This window comes from Micromonospora sp. CA-269861 (assembly GCF_050948505.1).
GTDB lineage: Bacteria > Actinomycetota > Actinomycetes > Mycobacteriales > Micromonosporaceae > Micromonospora.
The window spans coordinates 271960-286868 of record NZ_CP192014.1 but is presented as its reverse complement, the minus strand read 5'-3'; the positions used below and the strand labels follow the sequence as shown (position 1 = coordinate 286868).

General features: G+C 69.8%; 12 protein-coding genes and 1 tRNA gene. 11 read left to right on the top strand and 2 right to left on the bottom strand.

Annotated features, from left to right (window positions below; genetic code table 11):
- The first annotated feature begins 48 nt into the window (after positions 1-48).
- The 6 genes from ACQP0U_RS01375 (at position 49) to ACQP0U_RS01350 (ending at position 5342) form a co-directional block, all read left to right on the top strand.
- Positions 49-387, top strand: coding sequence for a PadR family transcriptional regulator (locus ACQP0U_RS01375; protein WP_433315062.1), 339 nt, complete (start codon positions 49-51; stop codon positions 385-387).
- On the top strand, positions 384-1229 hold the full coding sequence (locus tag ACQP0U_RS01370; protein WP_433315061.1) for an ATP-binding cassette domain-containing protein: 846 nt from the start codon (positions 384-386) through the stop codon (positions 1227-1229). Before ACQP0U_RS01375 ends, ACQP0U_RS01370 begins: the two co-directional genes overlap by 4 nt.
- Positions 1226-1918 carry a hypothetical protein gene (locus ACQP0U_RS01365; RefSeq protein ID WP_433315059.1) on the top strand — a complete coding sequence of 231 codons (693 nt, stop codon included), beginning with the start codon at positions 1226-1228 and terminating at the stop codon, positions 1916-1918. The genes ACQP0U_RS01370 and ACQP0U_RS01365 overlap by 4 nt, the downstream gene beginning before the upstream one ends.
- Positions 1919-2001: 83 nt before the next feature.
- Positions 2002-3177, top strand: coding sequence for a GNAT family N-acetyltransferase (locus ACQP0U_RS01360; protein WP_433315057.1), 1176 nt, complete (start codon positions 2002-2004; stop codon positions 3175-3177).
- 54 nt (positions 3178-3231) lie between these two features.
- Positions 3232-3981, top strand: a complete 750-nt coding sequence (locus ACQP0U_RS01355; protein ID WP_433315055.1) for a ZIP family metal transporter — start codon at positions 3232-3234, stop codon at positions 3979-3981.
- Positions 3982-4142: 161 nt separating this feature from the next.
- On the top strand, positions 4143-5342 hold the full coding sequence (locus ACQP0U_RS01350; protein ID WP_433320534.1) for a hypothetical protein: 1200 nt from the start codon (positions 4143-4145) through the stop codon (positions 5340-5342).
- Positions 5343-5462: 120 nt separating this feature from the next.
- On the opposite strand, the gene ACQP0U_RS01345 is transcribed toward ACQP0U_RS01350, so the two are convergent.
- On the bottom strand, positions 5463-6545 hold the full coding sequence (locus ACQP0U_RS01345; RefSeq protein WP_433315054.1) for an NAD-dependent epimerase/dehydratase family protein: 1083 nt from the start codon (positions 6543-6545) through the stop codon (positions 5463-5465).
- Positions 6546-6792: 247 nt separating this feature from the next.
- Here ACQP0U_RS01345 and ACQP0U_RS01340 point away from each other — a divergent pair.
- The 3 genes from ACQP0U_RS01340 to ACQP0U_RS01330 all read left to right on the top strand — a co-directional run bounded on the left by ACQP0U_RS01340 (position 6793) and on the right by ACQP0U_RS01330 (position 10972).
- A tRNA-Lys gene (locus tag ACQP0U_RS01340) sits at positions 6793-6864 on the top strand.
- A gap of 305 nt (positions 6865-7169) precedes the next feature.
- Positions 7170-10028, top strand: a complete 2859-nt coding sequence (locus ACQP0U_RS01335) for a hypothetical protein (RefSeq protein WP_433315052.1) — start codon at positions 7170-7172, stop codon at positions 10026-10028.
- A 173-nt stretch (positions 10029-10201) separates the two neighbouring features.
- On the top strand, positions 10202-10972 hold the full coding sequence (locus ACQP0U_RS01330; RefSeq protein WP_433315051.1) for an IclR family transcriptional regulator: 771 nt from the start codon (positions 10202-10204) through the stop codon (positions 10970-10972).
- A 96-nt stretch (positions 10973-11068) separates the two neighbouring features.
- Here ACQP0U_RS01330 and ACQP0U_RS01325 read toward each other — a convergent pair whose 3' ends face one another.
- A complete protein-coding gene (locus tag ACQP0U_RS01325) occupies positions 11069-11335 on the bottom strand; it encodes a hypothetical protein (protein ID WP_433315049.1) in 267 nt (88 codons plus the stop codon).
- Between the two features lie 98 nt (positions 11336-11433).
- On the opposite strand from ACQP0U_RS01325, the gene ACQP0U_RS01320 reads away from it, so the two are divergent.
- Both ACQP0U_RS01320 and ACQP0U_RS01315 read left to right on the top strand, forming a co-directional pair.
- On the top strand, positions 11434-12864 hold the full coding sequence (locus tag ACQP0U_RS01320) for an extracellular solute-binding protein (protein WP_433315047.1): 1431 nt from the start codon (positions 11434-11436) through the stop codon (positions 12862-12864).
- A 125-nt stretch (positions 12865-12989) separates the two neighbouring features.
- Entirely contained in the window at positions 12990-14897 is a 1908-nt protein-coding gene (locus tag ACQP0U_RS01315; RefSeq protein ID WP_433315045.1) for an ABC transporter permease subunit, read from the top strand.
- Positions 14898-14909: the final 12 nt, after the last annotated feature.

Genomic DNA, 14909 nt, shown 5'->3' with positions numbered 1-14909 from the left:
CCTAGTAGGTGGTTGTGCCATCTAGCTTGCGTCGCTACTGTCCCTCGTGTGGATTCCGACCGGCGCGGGCAGTGGCTGCGGGGGGTGCTCGACATCTGCGTCCTGGCCCTGCTGTCCGAAGGTGAGTCCTACGGCTACCAGCTCGCCCAGGCGCTCGACGCGTCGGGCGTCGGGCCGATCCAGGGCGGCACCCTCTATCCCGTGCTGCTGCGCCTGCAGAAGACCGGCCTGGTGACCGCGCAGTGGCGGGAGGGCAGCGCCGGGCCGGCCCGCAAGTACTACCGGCTCACCCACGACGGGCACGCGGCGCTCCGCGCCGGCGGCACCGCCTGGCTCACCTTCGTCCGGCCGGTGAACGACATCGTCACGAAGGGGGTCACCCGGTGAACGCCGACGATTGGCTGCGTACGCTCACGGCCGAGCTGCACCAGCGCCGGGTCGCGGCGGACGCCGCACGGCACGTGGTCGCCGAGGCCGCCACGCACCTGCGCGAGGGGGGCGGCGACCCGTGGGTCGTCTTCGGCCCACCCCAGCAGTACGCGGGTGCGGTCGTGGAGAGCATCGGCACCGCGCCCGGACCGCGCCCCGGCGCGGTCCGGCTGCACGCGGCGGGCATCACCAAGAAGTACGGACGGCGAACCGTGCTGCGCGACGCCACGCTGACCGTCCGGGCCGGACAGATCGCCGCCGTCGTCGGCGCGAACGGCTGCGGCAAGAGCACCTTCCTCCGGATCTGCGCCGGGCTGATGTCACCGGACGCCGGTGAGGTGACCGTCTCCGGGCGGCTCGGCTACTGCCCGCAGTCCGGCGGCACCGCCGACTTCCTGCTCGCCGACGAGCACTTCGTGCTGGTCGGCGCGGGTCAGGGCGTGGCCCGGGGCCCGGCCCGCCGAGCCGGTCGGGCGGCGGCCCGTCAGCTCGGTTGGGAAGCGGGCGGGGACGTGCAGGCCCGCCACCTGTCCGGCGGCACCCGACAGAAGCTCAACCTGACCATGTCCACGCTCAGCGCCCCCGACGTACTGCTGCTCGACGAGCCGTACCAGGGCTTCGACCAGGGCACGTACGTCAACTTCTGGGACCAGCTCAGCAGGTTGCGCGACGCCGGCACGGCCATCGTCGTGGTGACCCACCTGCTCAACCAACTCGACCGGGTGGACATCGTGCTCGACCTGACCCCGGCACGAGAGACCGGGTGGCACGCGCCCGGCATCCAGGGAGGTCGCCTGTGACCCGGCTCGTCACCGTCGCCGAGATGACCCTGCGGGAGCTGCTGCGGCGTCGGGGCGTACTCCTGCTGTTGTTGTTGATGCCGTTGACCTTCTACCTGATCCGGCGGGACGCCTACCTCGGGCAGTCGGTTCGCTCGCTGCTGCTCGGCGTGGGCTGGGCGGTGAGCACCGCCGCGCTGTTCGCCACGACCGCGGCGCGCGAGTTGGAGCCGAGGCTGAGGCTGGCCGGCTACCGCCCACACCACCTCTATCTCGGTCGGATGCTCGGCCTGTGGACAGCGGGGCTGGTCATCTCCGTACCGTTCTTCCTGCTCCCGATGATCGACGGCGCGGACCTGCGGTACGGCGGCCTGGCGGCGGCGCTGCTCTGTTCCGTCGCGGTGGCGGCGCCGTTCGGGATGCTGATCGGTGCGCTGCTGCCCCGCGAGTTGGAGGGCACGCTGTTGCTGCTCACCGTGGTGACGGTGCAGATGCTGATCGACCCGGCCGGGTCCGGGGCGAAGTTGACGCCGTTCTGGTCGAGCCGGGAGATCGCCACCTGGACGGTCGACGACACCGACCAGGGCTACCTCTCCCGTGGCCTGCTGCACGGGCTCGTCGTCACCGCCCTACTGGTCCTGGGCGTGGCCGCGGTGGCAACCGTCCGGCTGCGCCGCCGCCGGCACCTGCGGCACCTGCCGGTCGGCTGACCGCGGTCGGCGCCGCGGATCGGGCCAATCCGGTTGCTGTGGCCTCCGCGGCGGGTTGAGATGGGCGAATGACCATCCGCCGGGTGACCGACGACGACCGTCTCACCACCAGCTTCCCGCTGGCCGCGTACGCCTTCGAGTCCTCGCCGCTCAGTGCTGCCCGGACCGCGGAGTTCCGCGACTACCTGCCCTACAACCAGGGCAACCGGACGCTCATCGCCGAGGAGGACGGCACCACCCTGGCCGCCGTCTCGGCCATTCCGATGCGGCAGAACCTGCGCGGGGTGGTGCTGCCGATGGCCGGTGTCGCCGGGGTGGCGACCCATCCGCTGGCCCGCCGGCAGGGGCACGTCCGGACGTTGCTGCACCAACTCCTCGACGAGATGCGCGACGAGGGCCACCCGCTCAGCGCGCTCTACCCGTTCCGGCCCAGCTTCTACGCCCGGTTCGGCTGCGTGGGGCTGCCCAAGCCACGCCGGGTCACCTTCACTCCGGCCAACCTGGGCTCGCTGCTCAAGGTGGACCTGCCCGGCGAGGTGAGCTGGGAACGCATCGCCGCCGGCTACCCGGCCTGGCGGGCGTTCACCGAGCGCAACCTCCAGGAACGACACGGGTTCTCGATCTTCCCGGACTACCGGGCGATCGGAATGCGTGACCGTGACGAGTACTGGCTGCTGACCGCCCGGGTGGACGGGGAGGTCACCGGCGCGGTGACGTACCGGATCGACGAACACGGCGGCACGCTGCACGGCAACGAACTGCTGGTCACCGACCCGCTCGCGCGGGCGCTGCTGTTGCAGTTCTTCGCCCGGCACGTCGACCAGATCGAGCGGATCACCGTCCAGGTCCCGCCCGACGAGTTGCCCGAGCTGTGGCTGACCGACCTGGACGTGCACGTCGAGGCCCGCACGGCCGTGCCGGGCTCGTCCGCGCCGATGGCCCGGCTGCTGTCACTGGACGCGTTGCGCGGGCTGCCCGCCGGCCCGGGCCGGGTGCGGATCGAGCTGACCGGGGACCGCTGGCTGGCCGGCACCCACCTGCTCGACGGCACGACCGGCGCGCTGGAACTGGTCGACGACACCACCGGCCGCGTGCCGACCGCCACGCTCACCGCCGCTGGGCTCTCCGCCCTCGCGTACGGGGTGCTGGACCCGGCCGAGCTGCCGCTACGCGCTCTGGGTGCGGTGCCGGTGGACGCCGCCACCGAGCTGCGCGGCCTCTTCCCCCGACGGGTGCCGTACCTCTTCGCCGACTTCTGAGCCCTCCTCACAATCGGGTTTGTCGCCTCGGCGACAGTGGGTACGGTCCCGCGAATGCCGGAGTGGTTACAGGCGGGTGGGTGGGGGCTGCTGGCCGGATCGGCTCTGCTGGTCGGGGCGGCGGTCGGCTGGTTCGCCCAGGTGCCGCAGCGCATCATCGCGTCGATCATGGCGTTCGGCGCGGGGGTGCTGCTCTCCGCCGTGTCGTTCGAGTTGATCGCCGAGGCGCACGCGCAGGGCGGGCTGCTGCCCACCGCTCTCGGCGCCGCCGTCGGCGCGGTGGTCTACACCCTGGCCAACCTGGCCCTCGCCCGGCACGGCGCCCGGCACCGGAAGCGGTCCGGCGACCAGCAACCATCCGAGAGCGAGAAACCCGGCTCCGGATCGGCGCTCGCCGTCGGCGCGCTCCTCGACGGCGTACCGGAATCGGTGGTGATCGGCGCCAGCCTGCTCGGCGGCGGCACAGTCAGCCTGGTCACGGTGGCGGCGGTCTTCCTCAGCAACGTTCCGGAGGGCCTCTCCAGCGCGGCCGGCATGCGCCAGGCCGGCCGTACCCGACGCTACGTGTTCCTGCTCTGGACCGGGATCGCGCTGATCAGTGGCGTCGCCGCGCTGGTCGGTAACACGCTGCTGGGTGGCTCGCCGCCGGAGGTGCTGGCCGCCATCACCGCGTTGGCCGCCGGGGCGATCCTCGCCATGATCACCGACACCATGGTCCCGGAGGCGTTCGAGAACGCGCACCTCCTGGTCGGTCTGATCACGGTCGCCGGCTTCCTGACCGCCTTCGCCCTCTCCCACGCCTGACCACCGGTCGCCGCGCTGCAGGCGGGCGACGCACGGCGAGCGGGCGGCGGGCGTCGGGCGGGCGGCGGGCGGCGGGCGGGCGGCCTGGCTTAGCTGTGCATTAAACCGGCTCGGCGGATTCGTCGGGACGCCGTCGTGGCTCCTAGCATCACGGGGTGCGCATGACGTCGCTTGCCGCTCTCCTCGTCCTCGGTGTCGCCACCGCGACCCTGCCCGCCTGCGCGCCCAACGACCCGGCCCCCGTCTTCGAGGCCGGCTCGTCCGCTGCACCGACGCCGCCGCCGACCAGCGGTCGGAGCGGAACGCCGGAGGCCCGGGCCAGCCTCGGGGGCCCGGGAGCCAGCGCGAGCCCGAAGCCCGCCACCAAGGTGCTCGCGGCCGGCAACCCGAACGGCAGGGCCACCGTGCCGGCCGAGGCGCGGGCGGTGGACACCTCGAAGCCGACCCGGACCATCGGCAGCGGCACCCCGGCGAGCTGCACCTCCGCAGCCGTCGTGAAGGCCGTCGCGGCCGGCGGCGTCATCACGTTCAACTGTGGACCGGCCCCGGTGACGATCAAGATGGCCGCCACCGCGAAGGTCCGCAACGCCAACGGGCCGAAGGTCGTGCTGGACGGCGGCGGCACTGTCACGCTGAGTGGCCAGGGGCAGCGCCGCATCCTCTACATGAACACCTGCGACCAGGCCCAGGGCTTCACCACCTCGCACTGCCAGAACCAGGATCACCCGCAGCTCACCGTGCAGAACCTCACCTTCGCCGACGGCAACTCCACCGGTGAGAAGGCCGAGGGCGGCGGCGGTGGGGCGATCTTCGTACGCGGCGGGCGGCTGAAGGTGGTCAACTCACGCTTCGTCCGCAACCGCTGCGACCGCACCGGCCCCGACCTGGGTGGCGCGGCCATCCGGGTGCTGAGCCAGTACGAGAACAAGCCGGTGTACGTCGTGGGCAGCACCTTCGGCGGCGCGGCCGGCCAGGGCGGATCCTGCTCGAACGGGGGCGCGCTGAGCAGCATCGGCGTCTCCTGGGTGGTGCTGAACAGCATCCTCAGCAACAACGAGGCGATCGGCAGCGGCGCCAACCCGGCCAAGTCCGGCACGCCCGGCGGCGGCAGCGGCGGCGCGATCTACTGCGACGGCAACGAGTTCACCGTACGGATCGCCGGCACGATCATCGAGAACAACAAGGCCAAGGAGGGTGGCGGCGCGGTCTTCTTCGTGAGCAACAACCGCACCGGCACGATGCGGATCGAAAACTCGACCCTGCGCCGCAACCCCAGCGCCAAGTTCGAGACCCGCGGCTTCCCCGGCATCTTCTTCCTGGGCGCCCGAAACCCCACGGTCACCAACTCCAAGCTCTCCTGACCCCGCCCCCGGCCCGCCTGCGCCTGCGCCCGGCCCACCCCCGCCGTTGATCAAGAGCTTTCGGTCATCGGGGCGGCGTTCTCTGACCGAAAGCTCTTGATCAACAAGCCAGGCCGGGGGTCAGTAGGGGTTTCCTTCGCCCGGGGGGCGGGCGTGGAGGAGGGCGGTGGGGCGGCCGGGCAGGTCCCGCGCGCCGGACATCGGTGGGCTCGCCGTGTGGTCGCCGTTGGCCATGCCGGCGATGAGTTCCTTGAGCGCCGTCAGCGCACTGATCTTGGGCTGCCAGCCCAGCACCGTCTCCGCGCGCTCGCTGGACATCAGCGGGGCGTTCAAACCGAGCTCCACCCAGCCCGCGTCGACAGGTTGCAGCCGCGCCCGCCAGGTCAGCGCCGCCGCCGCCCGCAGCACCGGCGCGGCGACCGGCACCGTCCAACCATGGAAGTGCCGGGCCACCAGCTCCGGAGTGAGCACCGGGTCCGCGGCGACATTGAAAGCACCGCGCGCATCACCCAACACCGCCCGGGCGTACGCGTCAGCCACGTCATCGGCGTGCACCGCCTGCATCCGCAATCGGCGGTTCGTCGGCACCAGCGGGATCCGGCCGAAGCGCAGCAGCCGCACCGGCGCCAGCGGGCCGAGGAAGTAACGCGTGATCTCCGCGCCGGCGGCCCGCTGGAAGATCAACCCGGGTCGCATCCGCACCACCCGCAGCGTCGGGTGATCCTTTTCGACCCCGTCCAGCAGCGCCTCCACCTCCGCCTTGTGCTCGCTGTACGACGAACCGGGCACACCGGTGGCAGGCCACCGCTCGCTGATCGGGTGGTCCTTCGGGCCGGGTGCGTAGGTGCCGACCGACGAGGCGTACACCAGGGCCGGCACTCCGGCCCTGACCACCGCGTTGATCACCGCCCGGCTGCCCTCGACGTTGGTCCGACGCAGCACCCGCTGGTCGTGGCTGGGCTGGATCTGCCAGGCCAGGTGCACGACCGCGTCCGCACCCGCGAACACCTCGGCGAGCTGCCCGGCCGCGCCCGGCGCGCCGATGTCGCAGGAGTGCCACTCCACCTGGTCGTACGGCTCGCCAGCATCCGGGCCGGGTAACCGTCGGACGACCCCGGCCAGCTCCACGCCCCGCTCCCGGCGTAGGCGCCGCAGCACCGCCGTACCGACGTTGCCGCTCGCCCCCACCACCACGATCCGCATGCCCGACCCCGTACCCGCCCAGCAGCAGCTCAACCACCCACACGCCCCGTCTGGCGCCCAGCAGCCCGCCGCTTGATCCACTCGACTTCCTGAAAATCGGGGCATCCGAGCAGCCAGGACAACCCGACTTCCAGAATCCCGAGTCGATCAAGGACGAGATGGGTGGAGAGCAGGTACGGCGGAGCCATCGACAGCCGGCCGGAAGCCGAGAGCCGCCGACACTCACCGTCGGGTAACCTGAGCGCGCGGGCCGCTAGCTCAATGGCAGAGCTGTGGACTTTTAATCCATAGGTTCAGGGTTCGAGTCCCTGGCGGCCCACTCTTACCCAGGTCAGCGGTGTACGCCGTACTGCCTCGTGTCGGAATCGACACCGCCGTGGTCGCTGGCACCGCCCGGGACCCGCCGTCCTGACGCCCGACTGCCTGGCCGAACGGCCAAATGATGATCTCCGTGCGATGGTTGCACGACTACGACGCCTGTCGACGCGTTTGGCTGGTCCGGGACCGGATGAGCGCGCCCGCGGGGAGGCGTCGCCGCCACCCCCTACTGCTGGCGCCGCCTCGCTACGATGGCGCCCGCCGGCGTGGATCGGGGGCGCCGCCATGGGGGAGGAACAAGTCCACATGAAACGTCTCAGAGTAGCTGTCCCGTTGACGGTAGTCGCCGTCACGGCCGCGATGCTGACCACCAGCTCTCCGGCCTCGGCCGCCACTTCGTCCGATCTACCTCTGACGAGCTGGGCCTATCTCGACTCGCAGAATCCACACGCGAAGGTCGTCGACGCGGCGGTGGCACCGCCGGTCGGTACGTCCCGCGACGACGCCAACCGGACGCACACCTACCGCTCCTACTTCACGTACGACCTGACCACGTTGAAGGGCACTGTCGTCCACAACTCGTACCTGTGGACGAACGAGAATACGGTTACCGACTGCTCCGCCCCGGCAACCATCGAGGTGTGGCGGACCAGCCCGGTCAAGGGCAACACGACCTGGCTGCGCCCGCCAACCGAGCTGGAGAAGCTGGTGTCCGCCGACCGGGGCGCCGGCGCTGTCTACTGCCCGGGCTACCTGGGCATCGACATGGTGGCCACGCTCAACGCGGCGCTGGGCCGGAACGAGAAGAGCATCACCCTGGAGTATCGGGTGACCGCCAGTCAGGAAGCCGACGCGCGGACCGGTCGCACCTTCGACAAGCCGGTGCTCAGTGCGACAGCGAACCATCCGCCCACCGTCACGAACCTTCATCTGGCGTACCCGGACCGGCCGTGCGGCACGCTGGCCAAGCCGTCGCCGGCGGCACGGAACGTGGTGTTCGCGTCCACCGCCAAGGATGCCGACGAGGACGACCACCCGACAGTGCTGTACGCGATCTGGCCGGTGGACCACCCCGATCAGCGTCGCGAGTTCCGTGACTACGGCGGCACCGACCTGAGCCAGTACGCCGACGGTGCGGTCCTCGCCTGGCAGGCGCAGGCCAGCGACTACTACGACCAGGGTCCGTGGAGCGCGACCTGCTACCTCGTCATGGACCGGACCGCCCCGGCGAATCCGCCGAAGGTCTCGTCGCGGACCTATCCTGAGGGCGACACCCCGGGCGGTGGCACCGGCATCGAGGGGACGTTCCGCCTCGACGGTGCCGGCGACCGTGACGTGGTCGCCTTCACCTGGCGTGACTCGATGGGGTCGTCCGGGCAGATTCCGGCCAAGCGCCCGGGTGGCAAGGCGATCCTGAAGTACACCCCGAAGCTGCGGTTCACGAACGACCTCTATGTCGCGTCCGTCGACGCGGCGGGCAACCGCGGGCCTGAAAAGAACTATCAGTTCCGGGTCGCCGAGACGGCACCGAACGCCAGTGTCGCCGTGAGTGGCGTCGGCCTGCCGAGCACGATCACGTTTGTCGCCTCGAAGCCCGAGACCACCGCATTCGGGTACCAGATCAAGGACGGCGCGGAGGTCCGCGTTCCGGCTGTCGACGGTAAGGCGACCGGCCGGATCACGTTCACCGCCACCGGTCAGGTCGAGGTGGCCGTCCGGAGCTACGCCAAGAACGTGCTGATCGGGCAGGACACGCTGCAGGTCTGGGTCACCGACGCCCCCGGCGTGGAGTCGGCGGAGTTCAACCTGGACACCGACCAGGTCGCGGGCAAGACCGGCTCCTTCCGGTTCACGCCGCACAGCAACGATGTCGTCGCCTACGAGTACAACCTCGACGACGAGTGGAAGACCATTCCGGCGGCGGAGGACGACACCGCCGTACTGCAGTGGACGGCGACGCCTGGCTGGCATTCGATGTACGTGCGGTCGGTGCGGGCGGATGGTTCCACGTCGATGGTCGCGGACCATCAGTTCAACATCATCGACACGCGTCCGACCGCCTACGCCAGCGATCTGACGAGCTGGCCGCGCCGCGACGGGGTCGGCGTGCCGCTGAGCATCGAGTTGGGGAGCCAACTGCCGAACCTGACCGGATTCGTCTACCGGTTCGACGGCGGTTCCGAGCAGACCGTGTCCAACGGGGGCAACCCGTACGCGTACATCACTGTCACGCCGACGCACGCCGGCGACAACACGGTGGTCCTTCAGGCGCTGTTGTCGGACGGTACGCGGTCGCCCGCCACCACCTACACGTTCGGCATCTGGTCCGGTCCGGTGGTCACGCACACGCCCGAGGGCAGTGGCACCGTCGGCCGGCCCGCGACGTTCACCTTCCGCCCGGGGCTGCCGAATGTCGCCTCCTACCGATACTCGTTGAACGGGGCCGACGAGGAGACGATCGCGGCCGGTCCCGACGGCACCGCGACGGTCACGTACACGCCGACGTCGTGGGGCTACAACGAGGTGCGGGTCACGAGCGTTGGTGCGGACGGCACCGAATCGGACCTGCGGATGGCGCCCTTCGATGTCCGGGACAACAAGGTCAACGTGTACAGCACGTTCGACTGGTCGCGGAGGGGGATCGGCTGGACCGGGTACTTCTACTTCCACACCCAGCTGTTCGGCGAGGTGACCGAGTACCACTACCGCGTCAACGACGGCCCGGAGCAGGTGCTGCCGGCCAGCACTGACGGCACGTCGACGCTGGTCGCGGTGCTGTTCGAACGCAACGGCACGAATACGCTGCACGTCCAGAGCCTGACGGCGGGCGGCGAGCTCTCGCCCGTGACGGACTACGACTTCACGGTCGGCAACGCGCCGTACGTCGTGAGCGCCGAGTATCCGAACGGCACCTGGTCGGGCGGTGGCGGTGTTCCCGGCACCTTCGAGTTCAGTGGCGGCACTGCGGGAATCGTGTCCTTCTCCTGGCAGATCGACGACGGCCCGTCGACGGACGTGCCGGCGGACAGCAACGGGAGGGCGTCGATCACCTACACGCCGGACCAGGACTTCGAGACGCACACCTTGTCGGTGACCGGCCACAAGGCGGACGGCACGGACACCGATCCCACCAGCTACTCCATCTACGTGGGCAGCGGCGACTGACGAACGCAATGTGCCACGGCCGGCCTCCTGGTGCCCAGTGTTCGGGACGCCAGGAGTGCCGGCCGTCGGCGTGCGGGCACCTGGCGCCGGGCGCTGACGTAGATATCCTCTTCAGGTGCTGGCCCGTGTGAAGATCGTTGACACGGGTCCGGCATTTCGAAGGGACTTTCGACATGCCCCGTGTGGTACCGGCGGTCATCCGCGCACTCGACGTCCTCGAACTGTTCCTGGACTGCCCCCAGCTGTCGGCCCGCCAGGTGATGGAGCGGCTCGGCCTACCTCGCACCACCGTCCACGAGCTGCTCGTCACGCTCGAGGCACGCTCGTACCTGATCTCCGTGCCGGGTCAGCCGGTGCAGTATCGGCTCGGTATGCCGCTGTTCCAGCTCGGTGCGGCGTTCGCCGGCCGGCTTGATCTGGTCCGCGAGGCGCAGTGCGTGGCGCGGGACGTGGCGGCCGCGTGCGACGAGGCGGTGCACGTGGCGGTGCTCGACGGCGCCGATGTCATTTACCTCGTGAAGTTCGACAGCACGCATCCCGTTCGGATGGTTTCCGCGGTCGGGCGGCGGCTGCCGGCGCACTGCACGGCGGTGGGCAAGATACTGCTGTCGGGCCTCGACCCGGCGGGCCTGGACGCCGTCCTGAGGACGGGTGCCCTGCCGGGTATGACGCCGGACAGCATCACCGACCCGGACCGTCTACGCGACCATCTCGATCGGGTCCGGGCGGAGAGCGTCGCGGTCGACGTCGGCGAGTCGGACAGCGCCATGCGCTGCGTCGCTGCGGCCATCCGAGACCATTCCGGCACCACCATCGCCGCGATGAGCCTGTCCGCGCCGATCATCCGCTGGACGCCCGAGGCGCACGTGGAGTGGACCGGGCTGGTTCGTGAGGGCGCGGCCGCGCTGTCGGCTCGGATGGGTTACCGGGCCCAGCGCCAGTAGTCGGCCTCCCGTTTTCGGCTCGAAACCACATCGAAACATTGACACCTGTCTCCGCACTGCTCTAGCGTCGCGACCACTCGATACGGTATCTCGAACTCAGTTCGAAATCTCGAACGGTGGTGGTCTCGTGGCCCGACCGAAGTGGAACGCCAGCGCCGCTTTCTCGGCCCGGTCACCGATCGCCTCAACCTCGTCGCGCTGCCCGTCGAGCCGTACGCGGAATCTCTCGCGCGGCTCGCTCGGACGCCACGACGAAGCGTGCGCCAGCGGACCCCCGACGGTGAGCAGCGACAGGGGCAGGCCCGCCGCCACTGCGGCAACCCCACCAACCCCACCAACGGGTACGCGGACGCACTGATCCATCCGGGCGACGCTTCCGTGGTCGCCGTCATAGGGACACCTGGAGCACAAGTACGCCTTCGGCGTGCGGTGGTGCGGGGAAACAGAGGAGGCGAACGTCCATGGAGGACAACTCGACGTGGTCCCGGCGCGGCTTTCTGGGGATGGGGGTGGGGGTGCTCGGCGCGGCCGGTCTGGCCGCGTGTGGAGGCACCTCCGAATCGCCCAGCAGGGTGCAGCCGGAAGTTCCGCAGGAGCTGATCGACGCCGCGGCGTCGATGAAGGGCTCCGCGATGGGCATGCTGTCGCAGAAGCTGTACTCAACGGCGGCGAACGAAGCCCTGGACAGCTCGATCAAGAAGTTCGCCGACACCACCGGGACGAAGATCGAGAACAGTCTGGTCCAGGCTGACGCCGGTGATGTGGTGGCCAAGATCGATGCCGAGGTCAAGGGCGGGGTGGCCCGTGACCTGGCCTTCATGACCGACTCGCGGTTCGTCGCGCAGTTCCACGCGCTGGGGGACCTGGAGGACGTGACGGACGTCGTCCAGGCGCTGACCGCCAAGTACGGCGAGCCCTGCGCGGAGGCCAAGAACTTCTGCGTCTTCGACGGGAAGTGGTTCGCCATCCCGTACCACTTCATCGGGATCGGGTCGTTCCTGCGCAAGGACTGGATGCAGGACAAGGGCATCACTCCCAAGGACATCTACAACTGGGAGGAACTGCGGGACCTGTGCCTGGAGATCTCCGATCCGACCAAGCGCCGGTTCGGCTGGGGCATGACGGTGAACCGGTCAGGTGACGGCAACGGCATGATCGAGGCGCTGATCAACGCCTACGGCGGGTCGATCGCCTCCAACGACGGCCGGAAGGTCACGTTCAACTCGCCGGAGACGGTGCAGGCGGTGACCTTCCTCGGCGACATCTACACCAACTCCAAGTACAAGCCGATGTTGCCACCGGGGATCGCAAGCTGGACCGACACCAGCAACAACGAGAACTGGCTCGCCGGAATCCTCGGCTACACCCGCAACCAGTTCAGCGTCTACGCGGACTCCAGGACCAAGAAGAACCCGGTGCACGCGAACACCCACGTGTTCTCCGACTGCATCGGGCCGGCGACCGACAATCCGCTGCTGCTCGGCCAGTCGCAGGGCTTCGTTGTCTTCAAGGGCGCCAAGAACCCGGCGCTCGCCAAGCTCCTGGCGCAGTACCTGGTCAGCGCGCCCGCGCTGCTCGGGGTGGCGAAGGAGGCGCCCGGCCTGGTGATGCCCGCCTGGGAGAAGGTCTGGGACGCCGACCCGTTCTTCACCAGCGGCGACGCGGCGTTCCCCATGCTGCGCAGGATCACTGAACTGAAGCTGCCGCTGAACACGAAGAACGGCCTGGCCTTCCCGCAGAAGGCCAGCGCGGGCCAGCAGGCGGTGGGTTCGGCCTACGTCCTCACCGACATGATGCAGCAGGTCGTCCAGGGCACGGCGCCGGCGCAGGCAGTGACGGCCGCGCACGCGAAGATGGTGCAGATCTTCAACCAGCAGGGGCTGCCGCAGTGAGGTCTGTCCGTCCTGCGCGGGTCCCGGCGGCGAGGAAGTCCCCGCCGTCGGGACCCGGCTCCCTCACAGCGGTCCAGCGGCGGCTGGGTCGTGACTGGCGGCTGGCCGCGCTGTTCCTGGCGCCCATGGCGGTGCTGGTCGGCGGGCTCGTGCTCGTGCCGATCGCCCGCTCGATCGTCACCAGCACCACCGAACGGCACGGGCAGGACACCGTCTTCGTCGGCCTGGACAACTACCTCGCGCTCGTCGGTGACGACCAGTTCCACACGGGCGTGGTGAACTCGTTCGTCTTCACCGCGTACGCCGAGGTTTTCAAGGTCGTGCTGGGGTTGGCCGCAGCCCTGCTGCTGCACCACCGACGACGTGGCCGGGCCGTGCTGGCCGGGTTGCTCCTGGTGCCGTGGGTGGTGCCGACGGTGGTGACGGCGTTCAGCTGGCGCGCGCTGCTCGACCCGATCTTCGGCAGCGTCAACACGCTGCTCACCGCCACCGGGATCGGGCCGCTGCTGGCCAGCGCCCACCTGGTCGACAGCTGGCCGGCGGGCTGGCTGTCCGACCCGTCGCTGGCCATGCCGTCGGTGATCCTCGTGAACGTCTGGAAGGGGGTGCCGTTCTTCACCGTGTGCTTCCTCGCGGGGTTGAAGGCCATCCCGGCGGACCTCTACGAGGCGGCGACAATCGACGGCGCGTCGGCGTGGCAGCGGTTCGCCAACGTGACGCTGCCCGGACTGCGCCACGTGATCACCGTGACGGTGACCCTGTCGTCGATCTGGACGTTCAACAACTTCGACCTCGTCTGGTTGCTGACGCAGGGCGGGCCGGGCGACGTGACCGCGCCGTACGTGCTCATCGCCTACTCGAAGGCGATCCTGCAGCTGCAGTACGGCGCGGGCGCGGCGGTCACGCTCGTCATGCTGCCGATCATCGGCGGGCTGGTGTTCGTCCTGGTCCGGTTGTTGCGCCAGGACACCAACATCAAACTGCCCCGGCGACGCAGGGCAGCGCGGTGGATCGGAACGCAGCGGTGGGCCGGGACGGCCCGGAGGGCGCTGCCGTGGATCGTCGCCGCCCTGGTCACCGGCCTGCTGGCCTGGGCATCGCCACAGATCTTCTGGAAGGCGGCGGTCGTCCTCGGGGTGATTCTGCTGATCGCGGCGGCGGTCGGCCGGATCGTCTCGACCCTCCAGTCCCGAGGTGGTCGCCGGTCGTCGTCAGTGGTGTCGGGTCTGGGGTCCTGGGCCGCGCTGGCCGGGTTGCTCTTCTTCGTGCTGGGCCCGCTGTACTGGATCGCCGTCACGGCCTTCAAGTCCGAGGGCCAGGTCGTCATGCGCACCGACGACCTGTGGCCAACGCCGTGGACCCTTGAGCAGTTCGGTGCGCTGTTCGCCAACCAGCCGTTCGGCCGGTGGTACCTCAACACCCTGCTGGTGTCGGCGGCGTCCACCGTGGTGGCACTGGTCTGCGCCGCCCTGGCGGGTTACGCGCTGGCCCGGCTGCGGTTCCGCGGGGCGCAGAGCTTCACCGTCACGGTGCTGCTCACCTACGTGATGCCGGGCGCGCTGCTGTTCATCCCGCTGTACCAGATGCTCATCGGCGCCCGGCTCACCGACTCGTTGTGGTCGCTGGTGGTGACGTACCCGACCTTCACGCTTCCGTTCGCCACCTGGCTGCTGGTGGGGTACTTCTCGTCGATCCCCATCGAGTTGGAGGAGGCCGCGCTCGTCGACGGTTGCAGCCGCGTCCAGGCGTTCGGCCGGGTGGTGCTGCCCCTCGCCAAGCCGGGGCTCCTGGCGGTCGCGCTCTTCACACTGACCAACGCCTGGAACGAGTTCCTCTTCGCCTTCGTGTTCATCACGAAGGACGAGTACAAGACGCTCCCGGTGGGGATGCAGTCGATGATCGCCGGGGACGTCGTGCCGCAAGGCCAACTCGCCGCGGCGTCGCTGCTCGTCAGCATCCCAGTGGTGATCATGTACGCCCTCGGGCAGCGCTTCCTGACCGAAGGGCTCACCGCAGGGGCGGTGAAGGGCTGATCGGGGGGCAAC